Origin of the sequence: Streptococcus infantis, from assembly GCF_000963255.1 — a bacterium.
GTDB lineage: Bacteria > Bacillota > Bacilli > Lactobacillales > Streptococcaceae > Streptococcus > Streptococcus nidrosiense.
In genome coordinates this window covers 1-20,874 of sequence record NZ_JYOV01000006.1, presented here as the reverse complement: position 1 = coordinate 20,874, position 20,874 = coordinate 1, and the positions used below count along the sequence as shown (strand labels likewise).

The following is a 20,874-nucleotide window of genomic DNA, read 5'->3' as shown; positions in this document are numbered from 1 at the left end:
ATAAAGAGCATACTAAAGTAAGTATAGCAGTATTAAAAATGGAAGGCAAGGTGAAAAGAGAAAAGAGTTGAAAAGAAAGAGACTAAATCCCCCTAAAAATGGTATAATAGGAGCATCACGAAAATTGGAGAGACGCTATGAGTTTTTACAATCATAAAGAAATCGAGCCTAAGTGGCAAAAATACTGGGCTGACAATCACACTTTTAAGACAGGAACAGACGCTTCAAAACCTAAGTTTTATGCGCTTGATATGTTCCCTTACCCATCTGGAGCGGGTCTGCACGTAGGACACCCAGAAGGCTACACAGCGACTGATATCCTCAGCCGTTTCAAACGTGCGCAAGGCTACAATGTCCTTCACCCAATGGGCTGGGATGCCTTTGGTTTGCCTGCAGAGCAATACGCTATGGATACAGGTAATGACCCAGCGGAATTCACAGCAGAAAACATTGCCAACTTCAAACGCCAAATCAATGCGCTTGGATTCTCTTACGACTGGGACCGTGAAGTCAATACTACAGATCCGAACTACTACAAGTGGACGCAATGGATCTTCACTAAGCTTTACAAAAAAGGCTTGGCTTATGAAGCTGAAGTGCCAGTAAACTGGGTTGAAGAATTGGGAACAGCTATCGCCAACGAAGAAGTTCTTCCAGATGGAACATCTGAGCGTGGAGGCTATCCAGTTGTCCGTAAACCAATGCGCCAATGGATGCTTAAAATCACTGCCTATGCGGAGCGCTTGCTCAATGATTTGGATGAGCTTGACTGGCCAGAGTCTATCAAGGATATGCAACGCAACTGGATTGGGAAATCAACTGGTGCCAATGTCACTTTCAAAGTAAAAGGAACAGATAAGGAATTCACCGTCTTTACCACTCGTCCAGATACCCTTTTCGGAGCGACTTTCACTGTTTTGGCTCCTGAGCATGACTTGGTTGACGCTATTACAAGCCCAGAGCAGGCTCAAGCTGTGGCTGACTACAAACACCAAGCTAGCTTAAAATCTGACCTAGCTCGTACAGACCTTGCCAAGGAAAAAACAGGGGTTTGGACTGGTGCTTATGCTATCAACCCTGTCAATGGCAAGGAAATTCCAATCTGGATTGCGGACTATGTTCTTGCTAGCTACGGAACAGGTGCTGTTATGGCTGTACCTGCCCACGACCAACGTGACTGGGAATTTGCCAAACAATTTGACCTTCCAATCGTAGAAGTGCTGGAAGGTGGAAACGTTGAAGATGCTGCCTACACAGAAGATGGCCTTCATGTTAATTCTGACTTCCTAGATGGATTGAATAAAGAAGACGCTATTGCCAAGATTGTGGCTTGGTTGGAAGAGAAAGGTTGTGGACAAGAGAAGGTTACCTACCGCCTCCGCGACTGGCTCTTTAGCCGTCAACGTTACTGGGGTGAACCAATCCCAATCATTCATTGGGAAGATGGAACTTCGACAGCTGTTCCAGAAAGTGAATTGCCACTTGTCTTGCCAGTAACCAAGGACATCCGCCCTTCAGGTACTGGTGAAAGCCCACTGGCCAACTTGGCAGACTGGCTTGAAGTGACTCGTGAAGATGGTGTCAAGGGTCGTCGTGAAACAAACACCATGCCACAATGGGCTGGTTCAAGCTGGTACTACCTCCGCTATATTGACCCACACAATACTGAGAAATTGGCTGATGAGGACCTTCTCAAACAATGGTTGCCAGTAGATATCTACGTGGGTGGTGCAGAGCATGCTGTACTTCACTTGCTTTACGCTCGTTTCTGGCATAAATTCCTCTATGATATCGGTGTTGTACCTACTAAAGAACCATTCCAAAAACTCTTTAACCAAGGAATGATTTTGGGCACAAGTTACCGTGACCACCGTGGTGCTCTTGTAGCGACTGACAAGGTTGAAAAACGTGATGGTTCCTTCTTCCATGTGGAAACAGGAGAAGAATTGGAGCAAGCACCAGCCAAGATGTCTAAATCCCTCAAGAACGTAGTCAACCCTGATGATGTGGTGGAACAATACGGTGCCGACACCCTTCGTGTCTATGAAATGTTTATGGGACCACTTGATGCTTCCATTGCTTGGTCAGAAGAAGGCCTGGAAGGAAGCCGTAAATTCCTTGACCGTGTGTACCGTTTGATTACAAGTAAAGAAATTGTTGCGGAAAATAATGGTGCTCTTGACAAGGTTTACAATGAAACCGTTAAATCTGTCACTGAGCAAATCGAGTCTATGAAGTTCAACACAGCTATTGCTCAACTCATGGTCTTTGTCAATGCGGCGAACAAGGAAGATAAACTCTATGTGGATTACGCCAAAGGCTTTATCCAATTGATCGCACCATTTGCACCTCACTTGGCAGAAGAACTCTGGCAAACAGTCGTAGCAACAGGTGAGTCTATCTCTTACGTAGCTTGGCCAACATGGGATGAAAGCAAAATGGTTGAAGACGAAGTCGAAATCGTCGTCCAAATCAAAGGAAAAGTCCGTGCTAAATTGATGGTCGCTAAAGACCTTTCACGCGAAGAATTGCAAGAAGTGGCTCTGGCTAACGAAAAAGTTAAGGCAGAGATCGATGGCAAAGAAATTGTGAAGGTGATTGCGGTACCTAATAAACTCGTGAATATTGTCGTTAAATAACGAGTTTATTAGCCCTATCTGCCACCTTCAATAGTCCACTGGACCATTGAAGCCAACCAAACTTGTAAATATTGTTGTGAAATAAAAAATGAATCCTTCAGAGCTAAGCTTTGGAGGATTTTTAAATTGGATTATGCTATAATTATCTTAACTAAGATAAAAACACAGTTCTGGTTGGTAGTCCAGACGTAGGCAAGCCTATCAGTAACCTTCCTCCTTGGTTGTCCATTCTTAGGGATAGATTTAAGGAGGTGCTGTCATGGAAACAATTTCAATTGGATTGACAGTTTATTTTGAAGATGGATTTTGGCATGGTTTGTTTGAACAAGTGTATCGAGAAACTTATCAAGTTTGTCGTGTGACATTTGGTCAGGAGCCAAAAGATGATGAAATTCTAGAGATTTTACAGACTCAGTTTACTCAATTATCTTTTAGTCCAGAAACTACAGTTAAGCAACATGTAAAAATTAAGAATCCTAAACGATTACAACGAATGGTGAGGAAACAAGTAAATCAAAAAGTTTCTTCCAAGTCGAAAGAACTATTGCAGTTGCAGTATGAGGAAAGGAAAAAGATTTCAAAACATCAATCTAGTGTCCAAAAGCAATTGCTCAAACAAGAGAAATTCGAACGCAAACAGCAAAAACGTAGAGAGAAGCACAGGGGGCATTAACTCACTTGTTTCCATATTTGATCAATCCTCCATAAACTGGAGGATTTTTTGAATATTATGTGTGAGATGTGATATACTATTCACATCTTTAAACTTATAAGAGTGAGATAAGGAGAAAACTATGCCAGTAAATGAATATGGTCAGATGATTGGTGAACCTGTAGACGATACACCTGGAGTTTTACCGTCGCTTGTACGGATAGAAGGACAGTATACGATTATCGAAGCTCTGTCAGTGGAAAAGCATGCGGAGGATTTGCTGGCTGTTTATGGCCCAGAATCACCTCGAGAGATGTGGACCTATCTCTTTCAACCACCAGTAGAAAATCTTGAAGAATTAATTGTTGCTTTAAAGCAGATGATTGAGCGCAAGGATCGCTTCTATTATGCGATTATTGATAAAGCGACTGGAAAGGCGCTGGGGACTTTTTCTCTCATGCGTATTGACCAAGCTAATCGCGTGGTTGAAGTTGGCGCGGTGACCTTTTCTCCGGCTCTCAAACAGACAAGGATGGGAACAGAAGCCCACTATTTGCTTGCTCGTTATGTCTTTGAAGAGCTTAACTATCGCCGTTATGAGTGGAAATGTGATGCACTAAATCTACCTTCTAGAAAAGCGGCAGAACGTTTGGGTTTTATCTACGAAGGCACTTTCCGTCAAGCTGTTATTTATAAAGGGCGTACCAGAGACACGGACTGGATGTCTATGATTGATAAGGACTGGCCAAGGGTTAAAGTTCGTTTTGAATCGTGGTTGCGTTCGGATAATTTTGATGAAAATGGGCAACAGTTGAAATCCCTTAGAGAATGTTAGAAAGGTTTGCTATGATTAAGATTACAAAAGAAACATCTGTTTCACTTGATGACGTTTTGCATCTCTACCAGGCAGTTGGTTGGACAAATTATACAAATCAGCCCCAAATGTTGGCCCAGGCTTTGTCTCATTCGCTAGCGACTTATCTTGCCAGTGATGGTGAGGAAATCGTTGGTCTAGTTCGCTTGATTGGAGACGGTTTTTCTTCGGTTTTTGTCCAGGATTTGATTGTTTTGCCTAGCTATCAACGCCAAGGGATTGGCAGCACCTTGATGAAGCAGGCTTTATCCGATTATAAGGATACCTACCAAATCCAACTAGCGACAGAAGAGGCTGAAAAGACTCTTGGATTTTATCGTTCCTTAGGTTTTGAAACCTTGTCTAGCTTCCAGTGTACGGGCATGATTTGGGTGAATCGAAAAAAATTACAATAATTTTTTTCTCTTAAGCTAACTTTAAGTCTTCTTCTGTATCATGTAACCATTAAATAAAGACCTCCCAATACTCTTCGAAAATCTGCCCATACTTCGTTAGAGTCGACTTACCTAACTTTAGTTATGCTTGCGTCGCTCTGCCTAGTCTGATTTCGATTTTCATTGAGTAACCTTTATTTAATAGAAATCCTAAACTTTTTTCATCATAATCTCCTAATAAAGTCACCAAATTCGGTGGCTTTTTTGTTTGATAAAGAAAAGTCTCCCTAGTGAGTCACTAAGGAGAGAAATGGCTAAGATTCTTTTTTGAGTTGTTGATTTCGATACTGTCTGGGAGTTAACTGGAAGTGTTGTTTGAATTGTCGATTAAAATTTGAGAGGTTAGTAAAACCGACCTGGCTTGCTATTTCTTGAACGCTTTGATTGGTCTGTACGAGCTTTTCGCAAGCTTTTTCCAAGCGCAATCGTATGAGATACTCCATACAACTTGTCCCGGTGTGTTGTTTGAAAATATTCATAAAGTGATTTTTGCTGTATCCAAATGTAGCAGCAAGCTGGTCAATTTGAATGGGTTCTGCATAGTGTTGCTCAAGATAACCTATCATCTCTTTTAATTTCTGGTATTTTTGATAGGTATCATCTGTATAGTGTCGATTGACATACCTATACTTAAAGAGAAGATAGAGAAATTCATAGAGTTTCGCTTTTAAAAGGAGATCATAATAAATACTCTGCTCTTCAAGGATAGAAAAAAGAGATAAAAGACAATCACGAATCGGTTCATAAGCATGATCATCTGGCGAAATCCGAGGAGTGAGATAAAAATGCCCAGAGTATATTGGTTGAATATAGCGTTGGCTAAAGCTGTCAATTTGACTTCTACCTAGGAAATCTAGATGGATACGAAAAACTGTAGAAACTTGTTCTTGATTTTCAATAGGGTAGATAGCGTGAGGAGAAGTTGGCTGAATTAGAAAAATATCGCCTTCATGACTTTCAAAGCGCTCAGAGTTGATATAGAAGGTAGCAGTTCCTTTTTTGACATAGACAATCTCGAGTTCAGGATGCCAATGATAAATGGGATTAGAAGATTGCTTAGATAAGATTTGTTTTTCAAAATCATAGGGAAAATCAGATGGGTTATCTCGTAAAAGTCTTGACTGCTGAGCCATGATAAAACCTCCCAATAAGCTATTTCTAGTTTTATTATACCAAAAAAGGGTGGGACAAAGAATCCCGACCCTGCCTTAAATTAGCAATGAGTATTTGATGAGAACTTCTTTCTCTAACCTTTTTTCTTCATATAAAGGAAGTTAAGGAGAAGCCCCACAACTGCGAGAGCGATAGCAACGTAGAATGCGGCACTGTAATTTCCATTGTTAGCTGCTGCCATTTGAACCGCAACTTTAGGTGCAAAAAATGCAGCTAAAGAATAACCTGTGAAGACGATACCGTAGTTAACTCCCTGATTAGCAGGTCCGTAGTTCTCCATGACAATAGATGGGAAGACGCCCATAACACCACCGAAGCAGATGCCAAGGCCGATGATTCCTAGAGTAAAGCCAAATTGACCAGGGACGATTGTTAAGGAGAAGAGAGCCAATACGATAACAGAATAGATAATCAACAAGGTCTGAGAACGACCAATTTTATCAGAGAGTGAACCCCAGATAAAGCGGCCACTAGAGTTTGCGATTGAATAAAGAGAGACATAGAGAGCTGCTGTACCAGCAGATAGTCCAAACATTGATTGACCAATTGGGGATGCTTGAGAGGCGATCATCAAGCCAGAAAAAGCACCGACAAAGAACATGCTGATAATGATGTAGAATAAAGGACTTTGTAGCATTTCTTTCCAGTTTTTATTGGCAGGTCCTTGTTTAGTTTGTACAGGAGCTTTCCAACCTGCTGGTTGGTAGCCACTTGGTGCCGCCTTGATGAAGAAAATGGCACAGATAATAACAACAATATAGACAAGTCCAATTGTTCGAAAAGCAAAGAAGGCATCTTGTTTTTGAATGAGACTACTTGCAACTGGTGACGCGATAACTGCAGCAAATCCCATACCTCCTGTTAGAATCCCAGAAGCTAAACCACGTTTATCAGGGAAGAGACGAAGAGAGTTTGAGAGGGCTCCTGAATAAGCAAATCCTTGACCAAGACCTGCCATCAAACCATAGGTCAAATAGAGCATGGCTGGTGAGCTTGCATAACCAGTTAGGAAAAAGCCACTAGCAAATAGAAGGGCACCAAGGGCGATTGTCCATTTTACATATCCCTTATCTACCAGATACCCTCCAAGAATCATAGGAATAGGTCCGATAGCTGAGTTGATGGCAAATGCAAGCATGATTTCGGACATAGACCAACCTGTTGAAGAACTTAGAGGTCCAGCGAAAACGGAAAAAGAATAGACAGCACCTGTACAGAGAAGAATAGCAGTTGATGCAGCTAAAACTTGCCAACGATTGAATGTCTCTTTCATAAAAAGACCCTCCTTTAACTTAATACATATTTTCACAAAGACTATAACATAGTTAAAAATGAGGGTCAATACTTTCTTGGAAAATATTGTTAATTTTTTCACTAACTTATACTAAACTAAGATAAACTGATAGAATAACACAATGTTTTAGGATTATCGATTTACATGATGGCCTAAAGTTGTATAATGATATTAAATCAAACAAATAAAGGGGGTAGCAAGATGAAATTAGTTGCTATCGTTGGAACAAATTCTGACCGCTCAACCAATCGGAAACTCTTGAAATTTATGCAGAAGCATTTTTCAGATAAAGCCGATATTGAGGTATTGGAGATCAAACAATTGCCAGCATTTAACGAACCTGAGGACAAGCTAGCACCAGCCGAAGTTCAAGCTTTTTCAGAAAAAATCCTTGAGGCAGATGGTGTGATTATATCAACGCCTGAGTATGATCATACGATACCAGCACCCTTGGCTTCAGCCTTGGAATGGATTGCCTATACCAGTCGTGCTTTGATTAACAAACCAACGATGATTGTAGGAGCTTCTCTTGGATTGCTTGGAACATCTAGAGCCCAAGCGCACTTGCGTCAGATACTTGATGCGCCTGAACTGAAAGCAAGAGTGATGCCAGGAACAGAATTTTTCCTAGGACATTCTGAACAGGTATTGGACGACGACTATAATTTGAACAATGCTGAAAAAGTCGCAGAGTTGGAAGAACATTTTGCAGAATTCCAAAATTTTGTTGAACTAACAAAGGCTTTGGTCAAACCAGAAGATACAAATCGTAAGAAATCTTTCATCTGGGAAGAATGGTTGAAAGCATAAGTATTTCAAGAAAGGAGAACAATCCATGAAATTAGTAGCTATTGTTGGTACCAATGCCAAACAATCCTATAACCGTAGTTTGTTGCAATTTATGAAAAGACATTTTGCGTCAAAAGCTGACATTGAAATTTTAGAAATTACCGATGTACCAATGTTCAATGAAACCGATGATCAAACAGATACACCTGTTATTCAGAAGTTTAACAAAGCAATTTCGGAAGCTGATGGTGTCATCATCTCTACACCTGAACACAATCATACAATCCCATCAAGTTTAAATAGTTTGCTTGAATGGTTGTCTTTTAACATTCATCCACTAGATGGGAAGCCAACCATGATTGTCGGAGCTTCCTATGATGTTCAAGGCTCTTCACGTGCCCAACTTCACCTTCGTCAGATCCTTGATGCACCTGGAGTAAATGCAACAGTTATGCCAGGAAGTGAATTTTTACTTGGTCGAGCTCATCGAGCATTTGATGCAAATGGAGATCTGATAGATGAGCGAACTGTTGATTTCTTAGATAGCTGTTTCTATCGTTTCCTTCGCTTTGTCTCTGTTGCAAACCAACTAAACCTTCCTGAAGAAATTCGATTTGAACCAGGAACATACCATGTTACAACTGAAGGTCATAATGGTAAATTACCGATGGACGTCACCGTTTCTGAAGATCGTATTGAAAAAATTGAAATCGATTCTTCTGGAGAATCTTCAGGGATTGCAGATGTCGTCTTCACCCGTATTCCAGCGGAAATCATTGAGGGGCAAACCTTAAATGTTGATGCGGTGTCAGGAGCTTCTGTGACTTCAAATGGTGTCTTGGACGGAGTTGCGCGTGCGGTTAAACAAGCGGGTGCAAATCCAGATGTTTTACGTAAACGTTCAAAAGCTCCATCTGCTTTGGATAAAGAGGATAAAACTTATCAGGCAGATGTTGTCATCGTCGGAGGTGGAGGTGCTGGTTTAGCTGCGGCAGCTGCAGTCTTGCAAGCTGGTAAGAAGCCGATTGTTGTTGAGAAATTCCCAGCAATTGGAGGAAATACCGTTCGTGCAGGTGGTCCAATGAATGCACCAGATCCAGCATGGCAAGGGACCTTCGCAGCTCATCCAGGTGAGGCACATACGCTTCAAGAATTGATTGCGACAGATGAATCAACGATTGACCCAGAATATTTAGAGGACTTTAGAGCCTTGAAGGTTGAGGTTGAGAAGTATTTGCAGGATCCAAGCTATTTGTTTGATTCTACCTTACTTTACCGTATCCAAACTTATATCGGTGGAAAACGAAAAGATTTACAAGGACATGAAATTCATGGCCAATATGATTTGGTTTCTGTATTGACTGAACGTGCCCTAGAGTCTGTTCGCTGGTTGGAAGACATCGGTGTTGAATTTGTTCGTAGTGAAGTAACAATGCCAGTTGGAGCCCTTTGGCGTCGTGGCCATAAGCCAGTTCAACCACTGGGTTATGCCTTTATCTCGGTTCTACAAAAATATGTTCTAGAAAATGGAGGCAAGATCTTGACGGACTCGCCGGTCAAAGAATTGCTTGTAGAAGAAGGGGCTGTCAAGGGTGTCAGAGCAGAAGGTCGAAATGGTCAAACCATTATCGTTCATGCAGATGCCGTTGTTCTAGCTTCTGGAGGATTTGGTGCCAATACCAAGATGCTACAAAAATACAATACCTACTGGACTGAAATCGCAGATGATATTGCTACCTCTAATACACCAGCTGTAACAGGAGATGGAATCCTCTTAGGTCAAAGTGTAGGTGCAGATCTAGTGGGTATGGGCTTTAGTCAAATGATGCCAGTATCCGATCCAGTGACAGGAGCCCTCTTCTCAGGACTTCAAGTTCCTCCAGCTAACTTCATCATGGTAAATACTGAAGGTAAGCGATTTGTGGATGAGTACGGTAGCCGAGACAAGTTATCTCAAGCAGCGATTGATAATGGAGGCTTGTTCTACTTGATTGCAGATGACCGCATCAAGGCAACAGCCTACAATACTAGCCAAGAAAAAATTGATGCCCAAGTCAAAGCAGGCACTCTCTATCGTGCAGATACGATAGAAGAGTTGGCTGTTCAGATTGGTATGGATCCACAGGTGTTAGCAGATACAATCAAGAAGTACAATTCTTATGTGGATGCAGGATTTGACCCTGAATTTAATAAGGGTAGTTTCGATCTCAAGTGTGAGGTCGCACCATTCTACGCAACACCAAGAAAACCTGCTGTTCACCATACAATGGGTGGACTCAAGATTGATACTTCAACGCACGTTTTGAATGAACAAGGTCAGATTATTCCTGGTTTGTATGCTGCTGGAGAAGTCGCAGGTGGACTTCATGCAGGTAACCGTCTAGGAGGGAATTCACTTACGGATATCTTTACGTTTGGACGTATTGCAGGTCAAACAGCTGTTCAAGAAAATTGTTAATAATGGATTTAAATTCTTAAGCTAACTTTAAGTTTGCTTGTGTATTATGTAATCATTAAATAAAGACCTCCTAATACTCTTCGAAAATCTCCCCATACTTCGTTAGAGTCGACTTACCTAACTTTAGTTATGCTTGCGTCACTCTGCCTAGTCTGATTTCGATTTTCATTGAGTAACCTTTATTTAATAGAAATCCTAAAACTTTTTTCATCATAATCTCCTAATAAAGTCACCCAATTTGGTGGCTTTTTTGTTATGTGACTTTCAGCGATATTTCATTTGTATTCGTTGTTTTGAACAAAATTAAAAGTTCGTGTCAAGGAAAACGTGGATATCCATATAATACAAAGATCGTCTTATATTCTTCCTAGTATTGAACATATTGATGCCTTTAATATTGGTGTTATTAAATTTTTTAATGACCTACTTGAGATCCTGATAAAAAGTATCTGATTTATCGTGGTTTTATCAAAAGGTATCGAAATATGACTCTGTTTGAAAGAATTGAATTTTTCAAAAAGAAGATTGTCGAGGAAATCTCGCGTAAAAATATACTATCTAGTGAGGAGGTAAGGCTATGAGAAAAATACTTTTCTTGATTAAAATCTATATCTAGTATATAATCAATCTATATCGTATAGATTGGAGATATATCATGGCTATAAGCGTATCGAAACAATACAATTTCAAACTAAATGAAGCTACTATGGAGCAAGCTAGAAATATTATCAAGGAAAAGGGCATGACAATGACAGATGCTATTTCTTTATTTGTAGAGCAAATAGTCTTAGAGCAAGATTTGCCTATTAAGACGGCCGAAGATTTGCATAGAGAGCAGTTGATTGCTGAATTACAAGCTCAATCTGAACGTGCCTTGAGAGAATATGAGGCAGGCGAAGGAGCTTCTCTAGACAATGTGAGGGCACGCTATGGCTTATAAAGTGATCCTTTCAAAAGAAGTTGAACAAGCTATCGACAATATACACGACTATATAGCTACGGTACTTTTATCCCCTCAATCTGCTAAAAATACTGTGACAAAAATTTTAGATGGTTTAAAAAGTTTAGAAGTCTTTCCTGAGACTGGTTTTGATGCTGATGTGAAAATCGGTGTAAAGATTAATAGTAAGTATCCTACACGAGGAAAAATTATAGATCAATACGTTTTGCTTTACTTTGTTGATCAGACACAAAAGACTGTTTTTCTCTCCCATTTATTTCATACCAAGAGTGACTATGTTACCTTACTACAAAAAGACAATAAAAAAAGTTCAAAATCTTAAGCTAACTTTAAGTTTGCTTGTGTATTATGTAATCATTAAATAAAGACCTCCTAACTTTATTTAATAGAAATCCTAAACTTTTCTTTTTCATAATAATCTCCCTAATGAAGCCACCTAATCAGGTGGCTTTTTTGTTTGTAGGCTGGATTTTTGCTATAATAGGAGCATGAGTAGAATTTTAGATAATGAAATCATGGGCGATGAGGAGTTGGTAGAACGTACCCTTCGTCCCCAATATTTACGTGAATATATTGGTCAAGACAAGGTTAAAGACCAGCTTCAAATCTTTATTGAAGCAGCAAAAATGCGTGACGAGGCGCTAGACCATGTTCTTTTGTTTGGCCCTCCAGGTCTCGGGAAAACAACCATGGCTTTTGTCATTGCCAATGAACTGGGAGTCAATCTCAAACAAACGTCTGGTCCCGTTATCGAAAAAGCCGGTGATCTGGTAGCGATTTTGAATGACTTGGAGCCAGGAGATGTTCTTTTCATTGATGAGATTCATCGCTTGCCTATGTCGGTGGAAGAGGTGCTTTACAGTGCTATGGAAGACTTCTACATCGACATCATGATTGGTGCGGGGGAAGGTAGTCGCAGTGTCCATCTAGAATTACCACCTTTTACCTTGATTGGTGCGACGACACGAGCAGGAATGCTGTCAAATCCTCTTCGTGCACGTTTCGGGATTACTGGCCACATGGAGTATTATGCCCATGATGACTTGACAGAGATTATCGAGCGGACGGCAGATATCTTTGAGATGGAAATTACACATGAAGCTGCTGCTGAGTTGGCCCTCCGTAGTCGTGGGACTCCTCGTATCGCCAATCGTCTCCTCAAGCGCGTGCGTGACTTTGCGCAGATTATGGGCGATGGCTTGATTGATGATGTGATTACGGATAAGGCTTTGACTATGCTGGATGTAGACCATGAAGGTTTGGACTATGTGGACCAGAAAATTCTCCGCACCATGATTGAGATGTACGGTGGCGGTCCTGTCGGTCTAGGAACACTTTCTGTTAATATCGCGGAAGAACGTGAGACGGTTGAGGATATGTACGAACCTTACCTGATCCAGAAAGGTTTTATCATGCGAACTCGTTCAGGACGAGTCGCGACAGCTAAGGCATATGAACATTTGGGGTATGAATACATTGAAAAATAAGGCTGAAATTTTAGATTCTTTCAGAGAAAATCCTGATATGATGGCTATTCTGACTATCATCCGTGACTTGGAATTAAATGATTCCTGGTTGGCAGCAGGTTCGGTCCGAAATTTTATCTGGAATCTCTTGTCAGATAAGCCAGCCTTTGACCGTGAAACGGATGTGGATGTGATTTTCTTTGATCCAGATGTGAGTTATGAAGATACGCTGGCTATAGAAAGCAAGTTGAGGGAGGACTTTCCCCAGTATCAGTGGGAGCTGAAAAATCAAGTCTATATGCATCAGCATAGTCCCCATACGCCTCCGTATAGAAATTCCTGCGATGCTATGAGTAAATATCCTGAACGTTGTACGGCAGTAGGACTTCGCTTGCATGCTGACGCAACTTTAGAGCTCTTTGCGCCTTATGGTTTGGAGGATATTTTGAACTTTCAGGTTGCTCCAACTCCCCATTTCTTAGAAAATCAAGACCGAATGAAGCTCTATCAAAAGCGTTTATTTAAGAAAAACTGGCGAGAAAAATGGAAAAATCTCACATTTAAAAATACTTAAGGAAACTTTAAGATAGGAGCTGTATACTTATTTCATAAGTTAAGAAGAACTTAACTTTAACTCCTAAAACTTTTTCATAATAATCTCCCTATAAAAAATTAAGTCGCCCAATCAGGCGGCTTTTTTTGTTGGATCGTAACAGCGCTATATATGTAAATAACTTTTTAAACTATATTATTTATGTCTGCAAAGAGGTATTTAATTAAGCGTTTCTAAAAAATATGAATCCTATAGCATATTTTATTCTACATGTATAGAATAAGACTCTGGTTGTTAGTATTAATATATTTTTTATTAAAATGTTTGGACAAGAGGGGTGAAAATGTGCTATAATAAAGTGTTTTAGAGAACAATCCTATCTGAATTTTAAAGAAAATAACATCGGTTAATATATTTATAAGAGAGACGAAAACTCAAATAGAGAACTGATTTATGGTTTAATCGTTTTTGATAGTTTGTTTTTTAGAAAAAATGATCTCAAGGAGAAAAAAACATGTTTTTTAGACGTCAAGAAGGACGATATAGAGAAACTGATCGTGTTACCCGATATAAGTTGATTAAGTCGGGGAAACATTGGTTACGTGCCTCAACGTCACTATTTGGCTTGTTTAAAGTTCTTCGTGGTGGTATTGATACAGCCCAAGTTACAACTGAAGTTGTAGAAGATCGTGTATCTACCTCCCTAACTGGATTAGATATCCTCAAGGGGATAGCTGCCGCAGGGGCAGTGGTTGGTGGTGGAGTTGCCACTCACACGCAAGTCCATGCCAATGAACAGGTTGCTGTAGAGAAGGTGGTTGATGGAACCGACAACCTAGTCAATTCTGATCAGGTCGTTTTGGGAACGGTCAATAAAGATGATGAGCAACAGACTTCTGTTTCAACATCTACCTCTGTTAGTGAGAGTGTCTCAATCTCTGCTTCTACAAGTGCCTCTATTTCGGCCTCAACAAGTGCATCAGAGTCCGTAAGTGCCTCAACCTCAGCTAGTACTAGTGCTAGTGTGTCATCTTCAACTTCTGCTAGTACTTCGGCTTCATTGAGTGATTCTACCTCAACATCGGCTAGTTCTTCGACTGTTGCAAGCAGTTCCCTCTCTGAGTCTTCGCATGTAGAAGGTTCACAGACGGCTCCTAGCGAAGATGCTATCAGTAATGACGGAGCATCCGGAGCCACGGTTAAGGCTAGCGATATTAAGGTTAACCCTAGTCTTTCTAGTGCCCTTTCAACAGCGGAAAACTTCACAAGTCAAAACGCGAGCCTGACAGCTACTACAACAGCGACTCTTGCTGCGACAACGACAGCAGAAGTCAGCGCTAAAAAGCAAGCAGAAGACCGTAAGAAACTAGCTGCTCTTTCTGCCGAGATGGGTGAATATCTGGCTAAGGTTGCTGGTCTACCAAATACCGATTCAGCCATCACTAAGGTGAATGCTGCTGTAGTAGAGATTGAAAAAGCACTTGCAAATCCAACTGGTGATTTGACAGCAGTCGTGCAAAGAGCAACTTCGGCTCGTAACTCTATCGCCAATGCTGTTTTACGTGCAAATTCAGGTCAACGTGATAGCCGTAATGGGCAAGCGATGCCAACAGGGGACGGTCTCAGAGGATTCTCGCCTCGAACTCAGAATGAACAAACAACAGCTAGTATAGTATCTGGAACTTTTGCGCCTACTAGTCGTGAGGTAAAATGGACAATCTTTATGAATGCCCAGAGTGCGCTTACCTATGCCGGTTTGATTGCTAGGGTTGACCCGAATACGACAATCACAGCAGCCTATCTAAATGGTGTGAGAATGGACTTGCAAAGCCAGTCCAACAATGAGTATATTTTCCAGAATCGTCATGGCTACAATAGAAATTTGGATGCCACTATTGAGATTTTTGCAACAGCCAATAATAGCTCAAGTCAGGCGACCTTGAATGCACAAGTTGCGACAAGTAGTAAGGAGTTTTCAGCAAGTAACCCTCCTGGCAACTACACTTCTGTAATGACTAATAGTGTTACAACAGGAAGAACATCAGATAGAGCGCCAAAAATTGAATTGCCATCTTATCTTACTTTCTTTAATGATGACAAGTTTGAAACGGCACCGAATACGCCTGTAGCTTTAAAATTCTCCGATGATTTCCAATTGAAGAGATTTATTGCTTACCCATCTCCAGTGATTACTGGTTTGAATGGTCATTTCCCGAAAAATAATTTGTTTCAGGTGTTTGACGGAAACAATAGATTTAAGGGATGGGCGAAGTCTTGGACTTCTACTATAGATGGTACAATCGGTCGAGAACTATCTGATGGTCGATGGAATCCTATGACTCCAGGAAGTTATACTCTTGAGTTTGGGGTGACGGATTCAAGCAATAATGAGACAAGAGCGACAATGACTGTTTACATCAGAGGTTTCAACGAACGTAACAATCCTGTTAGTGGTGAAACTGTTACAGTTAACAATCCATCTGCCTTGAGTCCTACTGAAAGAGCTCAAATTCTTGAAAACTTCAAAACAGCAAATTCAAGTATCCTTTCTGGTTCAGACTATACTAAGGATGGTGTAACGGGTAACATTACGGTATCTGAAACAGGTGAAATCACCATTACCTACCGTGATAACACCGTGGATGTCGTTCAAGCAAACGTAGAAGCTGAAACTGTACGTCCTGTGACTTCTGTTACAGTGACGCGTGATGGTCAAACCATCCCAGCGACTCCGAGTCCAGATGTTTCCCGTGGAGATGAGCATATCGTCTATGCTGGTGATGACTTTACAGTTGATTTCACAGCGTATGATAATAGTGGGAAACTAAAAGAGTTTAAGATTATCTCCAAAGCGGACGCTAATCGACCTGCTCTAACAACCAACTTCTTCCAAGGTGATAATGATACAGGAGATGAGTATGGTACAGGTGTGGTTGACCATCTAAATAGTGGCGATATCAATGCTACTGAGAGCAGTCCAGCTCATATCGTTGTAAAGGCCCATCTTAGGGATGATTTGGAGTGGAAGTCAGGAAATACTTGGCAACGAAATGCGGTTGCTACCGACCAAGTAAATAATCGAAATGTCACAACAGGAACTGGTAATGTTCGTATCACTCAAGGTCAGCTGAAAGACCGTCTTAAAGTGACCGATCCTGACTTTACACCAGTTGTAGATAAGAATAATTTGACAGAAGGTGAAAAAACAGATGTCAAGAATGCTATCTATGCTAAGAATAATCAGACAACTCACCGTATCCTAGATATTGAAGTTACAAACAACGGTACAGCAACAATTGTCTACAAAGATGGTACACGTAGTACTCCAATTCCACAGTCGGTGACGGTCAATGAACGTCCAAAACTGGTAATTCCTTATAGCAGACCAGATGTCAAGGAAATCGATATTTATCGTGGTGAGCCTACTAACATCACCTTTAGTGCGACCGATGATTCTGGCAAGATTTCTTCATTGAAGTTTGAAATGCAACAAACTGCGGATAATGCAAACGGAAACAACTACGCAGGCTATATTGGTCTCAATCGTTCAAATCCAATCACCAGTTTGACTGATCAAGCAAATGCAACCATTACTATCACAGGAACACTAGATAAAAGTATCCCAGCAGGTAAAACTTTTGAACGCTATTTGATGGCGACAGATGACAAAAACACTCCTGATAGTAATCATGCTAAAAATGGTGTTGCTGACAATGGTTATGTCAAGTTTGTGATCAAAAACCAGACTGATAAATATACTGCTGTAGCGAAGGTACCAACTGTCTATACTTATGTTGGTGAAACAGCTAGTGATTTGTCAAATGCTGCCAACTTTGTTCAGCTTGAAGGTGGCAAACAATTACCACAAGGTGCAACTGTTACTTGGAAGACGCCAATTGACACAACTAACTCTGGAAATAATAAAACAGCTGTAGCAACAGTCACATACTCAGATGGTTCTACGGATGATGTTACTGTTACATACAGTACCATGACCTCTATCGCGCCAAAAGCTCCAATCAATGACATCCAAGGAACGACTCCTCACAATGGGGATGGTTCAAAATGGCTTGACTATGTATATCAAGCGGGGGATGATTGGTTCCCAAGTGGCTCTCAACAAACATGGACGGATGAACATGGAACTCGCTTATCAAATGCTCCTATCACTACGACAGAAGCTGGACAACAACGCTTCAAACTAACCTTTACGTTCCCTAAAGGACGTCTGGGTGAGACAGATAGTGCGAAATTGCTTAGCAAGACCGTAGATGTTATTCATAATGTCTACAAGTTTGAGTCTAATCGTTCTTATACCTTTACTCAAGGTCAGACAAGTGATGCTGCTTATCAACAAGTGGTTGCAAATCCAAGAGATTCTATCACCAAGGTGACAGGTAGCCCTGACTATAATGTAAATAATACGAATTTCAGATGGGTTGATGGGGCTCCAGACCTTTCAACTGTTGGTCGATTTACTAAGGATGTAGAAGTTGAGTTGCCAGCAGATGGTACAGGTACACGTGTCAAACAGCGTGTCCCAATCACTTACACAGTCAATCCACAAGCTCCACAAATCACTGATGATCAAGTAAATAATACAGGTGGTTTACCAAACAAGGCAATCACTGTTACGAATGTCACACCTGGAGCTCTTGTAACATTAACATTAGCTGGTCATACATTCACCAAGACTGCTAAGGACAATGAAACAAGCGTCACATTTGATCCGACGGAGGATTTGCAGGATGCTTATGATGGCAATAACGGTCTTCTTCCAACAGGCAATGTAACTGTTAAGCAAGAGAAGACAGTCAGTCTACCGGGTGGTGGAACTGAAACCTTGACTTCAGCTACAACGACGAAGACGATTACCAAGGAAACTGAAAGTCCAGAAGCTACCTTTGAACTTTATGTCAAGAACGATAAGACTGGCCTATGGGAAAAACAAACGATCAAGAATAATGTTCGTCCAGGAGTCAGTGGTTACGAAGTCTTCGCAGGCGATGAGATTAAAGTTGTTTTAACTGCTAAAGATAATAGTGGTAAGATTAAAACTCTGAAACTTTACGATGGAAGAAATGATCAAAGTAAAATCTTCCAAGATGGTTATTCAACAAATGATAATGCACCTGGATTCAAGGATACGCCAACTGAAGCTTCAGCAACTAATCCGAAAGTACTAGAGTACACGACTACTTATGGAGAAAATGTACAGTATGCAGATGGTAACAAATGGTCTCGTAATGTCAGAGCTGTAGATTTATCAGATAATGAGATTAGAAATCCAGCGACAGTAGTTGCACAAGGGAAACTGAATGAAAAATTCCCAGGTATTAAACCAAGTAGTGCTATCCAAGTTTCTAATCTAACTTCATTGACACAAGATGATCTTGATAAGATTCTTGCTGCAGTGAAGGCAGTCAACCCTGAGTCAGATTTCCGTATTAAATCGTACGATATTGATAGCAATGGAACTGTGACAATTACCTACAAAGATGGAACAAAAAACACAGTAACTCCAGATTTGTCAGATTCGGATCACAAGTCAGAATCAGCAAGTACGTCCGCCTCAACAAGTGCAAGTACATCTGCATCAGAGTCGGCTTCAACGAGTGCATCAGCCTCAACGAGTGCAAGTACATCTGACTCAATAAGTGCAAGTGCATCAGCAAGTACGTCAGCCTCAACAAGTGCAAGCACCTCAGCAAGTACGTCGGCTTCAACAAGCGCAAGCACGTCAGCAAGTACGTCGGCCTCAACAAGTGCAAGTACGTCAGCAAGCACGTCGGCATCAACGAGCGCAAGTACTTCAGCAAGTACATCTGCTTCAACAAGTGCAAGCACATCGGCAAGTACGTCAGCGTCAACCAGCGCAAGTACATCGGCTAGCACGTCAGCGTCAACAAGTGCAAGCACGTCAGCAAGTACGTCGGCATCAACAAGTGCAAGCACATCAGCAAGTACGTCGGCTTCAACAAGCGCAAGCACATCGGCAAGCACGTCAGCTTCAACAAGTGCAAGCACGTCAGCAAGTACGTCGGCCTCAACAAGTGCAAGCACGTCAGCAAGTACATCAGCATCAACGAGCGCAAGCACATCAGCAAGTACATCGGCATCAACAAGTGCAAGCACATCGGCAAGTACATCGGCATCAACAAGTGCAAGCACATCGGCAAGCACGTCAGCAAGTACATCGGCTAGCACGTCAGCATCAACGAGCGCAAGCACATCGGCTAGCACGTCAGCATCAACAAGTGCAAGCACGTCAGCAAGTACGTCAGCCTCAACAAGTGCAAGTACATCTGCTAGCACGTCAGCATCAACAAGTGCAAGTACATCTGCTAGCACGTCAGCATCAACGAGCGCAAGCACATCAGCAAGTACATCGGCTTCAACAAGCGCAAGCACGTCCGCGTCAACAAGTGCAAGCACATCTGCTAGCACGTCAGCATCAACGAGCGCAAGCATGTCAGCAAGTACGTCGGCCTCAACAAGTGCAAGCACGTCAGCAAGTACATCAGCGTCAACAAGTGCAAGCACATCAGCTTCAACAAGTGCAAGCACTTCAGCAAGTACGTCGGCCTCAACAAGTGCAAGCACATCAGCAAGTACGTCAGCATCAACAAGTGCAAGCACCTCAGCAAGTACGTCGGCATCAACAAGTGCAAGCACGTCCGCAAGCACGTCAGCATCAACGAGCGCAAGCACGTCCGCAAGCACGTCCGCTTCAACAAGCGCAAGCACGTCCGCAAGTACGTCAGCCTCAACGAGCGCAAGTACATCAGCATCAACAAGTGCAAGCACGTCAGCAAGTACATCCGCATCAACAAGTGCAAGTACATCAGCAAGCACATCAGCAAGCACATCAGCAAGCACATCTGCATCAACAAGTGCAAGCACGTCAGCAAGTACGTCCGCTTCAACAAGTGCAAGTACATCAGCAAGCACGTCAGCTTCAACAAGTGCAAGTACATCAGCAAGTACATCGGCATCAACAAGTGCAAGCACATCGGCAAGTACGTCAGCGTCAACCAGCGCAAGTACATCTGCTAGCACGTCAGCGTCAACAAGTGCAAGTACATCAGCAAGCACGTCAGCTTCAACAAGTGCAAGTACATCGGCTAGCACGTCGGCTTCAACAAGTGCAAGCACCTCAGCAAGTACGTCAGCCTCAACAAGTGCAAGTACGTCGGCAAGTACATCAGCCTCAACGAGCGCAAGTACGTCAGCTTCAACAAGTGCAAGCACATCGGCTAGCACGTCCGCATCAACGAGCGCAAGCACATCAGCAAGTACATCCGCTTCAACAAGCGCAAGCACGTCAGCAAGTACGTCAGCCTCAACAAGTGCAAGTACGTCGGCAAGTACATCCGCATCAACGAGCGCAAGTACATCAGCAAGTACATCCGCATCAACAAGTGCAAGCACGTCAGCAAGTACATCCGCATCAACAAGTGCAAGCACGTCAGCAAGTACGTCCGCATCAACGAGCGCAAGCACATCAGCAAGTACATCCGCATCAACAAGTGCAAGCACGTCAGCAAGTACGTCGGCCTCAACAAGCGCAAGCACGTCAGC

The 20,874-nt window shown here is 41.9% G+C and carries 13 protein-coding genes; 11 read left to right on the top strand and 2 right to left on the bottom strand.

Annotated elements, in window-relative coordinates; genetic code table 11:
- Nucleotides 1-137 precede the first annotated feature (137 nt).
- The 4 genes from leuS (at nt 138) to TZ96_RS02520 (ending at nt 4,560) form a co-directional block, all read left to right on the top strand.
- Nucleotides 138-2,639, top strand: coding sequence for a leucine--tRNA ligase (leuS, locus tag TZ96_RS02535; protein WP_045762748.1), 2,502 nt, complete (start codon nt 138-140; stop codon nt 2,637-2,639).
- Between the two features lie 259 nt (nt 2,640-2,898).
- A complete protein-coding gene (locus TZ96_RS02530) occupies nt 2,899-3,312 on the top strand; it encodes a YjdF family protein (protein ID WP_000447946.1) in 414 nt (137 codons plus the stop codon).
- A 121-nt stretch (nt 3,313-3,433) separates the two neighbouring features.
- Nucleotides 3,434-4,126: a GNAT family N-acetyltransferase gene (locus TZ96_RS02525; protein ID WP_045762747.1), complete on the top strand. Its 693-nt coding sequence runs from the start codon at nt 3,434-3,436 to the stop codon at nt 4,124-4,126.
- An 11-nt stretch (nt 4,127-4,137) separates the two neighbouring features.
- Entirely contained in the window at nt 4,138-4,560 is a 423-nt protein-coding gene (locus tag TZ96_RS02520) for a GNAT family N-acetyltransferase (RefSeq protein WP_045762791.1), read from the top strand.
- A 293-nt stretch (nt 4,561-4,853) separates the two neighbouring features.
- Here TZ96_RS02520 and TZ96_RS02515 read toward each other — a convergent pair whose 3' ends face one another.
- A complete protein-coding gene (locus TZ96_RS02515; RefSeq protein ID WP_045762746.1) occupies nt 4,854-5,732 on the bottom strand; it encodes an AraC family transcriptional regulator in 879 nt (292 codons plus the stop codon).
- A 113-nt stretch (nt 5,733-5,845) separates the two neighbouring features.
- Nucleotides 5,846-7,045, bottom strand: coding sequence for an L-lactate MFS transporter (locus tag TZ96_RS02510; RefSeq protein ID WP_045762745.1), 1,200 nt, complete (start codon nt 7,043-7,045; stop codon nt 5,846-5,848).
- A gap of 222 nt (nt 7,046-7,267) precedes the next feature.
- Here TZ96_RS02510 and TZ96_RS02505 point away from each other — a divergent pair, with 222 nt between their 5' ends.
- The 7 genes from TZ96_RS02505 to TZ96_RS10590 form a co-directional block, all read left to right on the top strand.
- Complete coding sequence (locus TZ96_RS02505; RefSeq protein ID WP_045762744.1) at nt 7,268-7,876, top strand: NADPH-dependent FMN reductase; 609 nt, start codon at nt 7,268-7,270, stop codon at nt 7,874-7,876.
- A 25-nt stretch (nt 7,877-7,901) separates the two neighbouring features.
- Nucleotides 7,902-10,313, top strand: a complete 2,412-nt coding sequence (locus TZ96_RS02500; RefSeq protein ID WP_045762743.1) for a flavocytochrome c — start codon at nt 7,902-7,904, stop codon at nt 10,311-10,313.
- A 655-nt stretch (nt 10,314-10,968) separates the two neighbouring features.
- A complete protein-coding gene (locus TZ96_RS02495; protein ID WP_045762742.1) occupies nt 10,969-11,253 on the top strand; it encodes a type II toxin-antitoxin system RelB/ParD family antitoxin in 285 nt (94 codons plus the stop codon).
- Nucleotides 11,243-11,596, top strand: a complete 354-nt coding sequence (locus TZ96_RS02490) for a type II toxin-antitoxin system RelE/ParE family toxin (protein WP_045762741.1) — start codon at nt 11,243-11,245, stop codon at nt 11,594-11,596. Before TZ96_RS02495 ends, TZ96_RS02490 begins: the two co-directional genes overlap by 11 nt.
- Before the next feature lie 166 nt (nt 11,597-11,762).
- Nucleotides 11,763-12,761: a Holliday junction branch migration DNA helicase RuvB gene (gene ruvB, locus TZ96_RS02485; protein WP_075230451.1), complete on the top strand. Its 999-nt coding sequence runs from the start codon at nt 11,763-11,765 to the stop codon at nt 12,759-12,761.
- Entirely contained in the window at nt 12,742-13,314 is a 573-nt protein-coding gene (locus TZ96_RS02480) for a nucleotidyltransferase family protein (protein ID WP_045762740.1), read from the top strand. Before ruvB ends, TZ96_RS02480 begins: the two co-directional genes overlap by 20 nt.
- A 493-nt stretch (nt 13,315-13,807) precedes the next feature.
- Nucleotides 13,808-20,874: accessory Sec-dependent serine-rich glycoprotein adhesin (locus TZ96_RS10590; RefSeq protein ID WP_142322006.1), on the top strand; the 7,067-nt coding region annotated here is incomplete at its 3' end.

Coding starts and splice junctions, on each gene's coding strand:
- leuS (WP_045762748.1), top strand. CDS start 138: ATGAGTTTTTACAATCATAAAGAAATCGAGCCTAAGTGGCAAAAATAC.
- TZ96_RS02530 (WP_000447946.1), top strand. CDS start 2,899: ATGGAAACAATTTCAATTGGATTGACAGTTTATTTTGAAGATGGATTT.
- TZ96_RS02525 (WP_045762747.1), top strand. CDS start 3,434: ATGCCAGTAAATGAATATGGTCAGATGATTGGTGAACCTGTAGACGAT.
- TZ96_RS02520 (WP_045762791.1), top strand. CDS start 4,138: ATGATTAAGATTACAAAAGAAACATCTGTTTCACTTGATGACGTTTTG.
- TZ96_RS02515 (WP_045762746.1), bottom strand. CDS start 5,732: ATGGCTCAGCAGTCAAGACTTTTACGAGATAACCCATCTGATTTTCCC.
- TZ96_RS02510 (WP_045762745.1), bottom strand. CDS start 7,045: ATGAAAGAGACATTCAATCGTTGGCAAGTTTTAGCTGCATCAACTGCT.
- TZ96_RS02505 (WP_045762744.1), top strand. CDS start 7,268: ATGAAATTAGTTGCTATCGTTGGAACAAATTCTGACCGCTCAACCAAT.
- TZ96_RS02500 (WP_045762743.1), top strand. CDS start 7,902: ATGAAATTAGTAGCTATTGTTGGTACCAATGCCAAACAATCCTATAAC.
- TZ96_RS02495 (WP_045762742.1), top strand. CDS start 10,969: ATGGCTATAAGCGTATCGAAACAATACAATTTCAAACTAAATGAAGCT.
- TZ96_RS02490 (WP_045762741.1), top strand. CDS start 11,243: ATGGCTTATAAAGTGATCCTTTCAAAAGAAGTTGAACAAGCTATCGAC.
- ruvB (WP_075230451.1), top strand. CDS start 11,763: ATGAGTAGAATTTTAGATAATGAAATCATGGGCGATGAGGAGTTGGTA.
- TZ96_RS02480 (WP_045762740.1), top strand. CDS start 12,742: ATGAATACATTGAAAAATAAGGCTGAAATTTTAGATTCTTTCAGAGAA.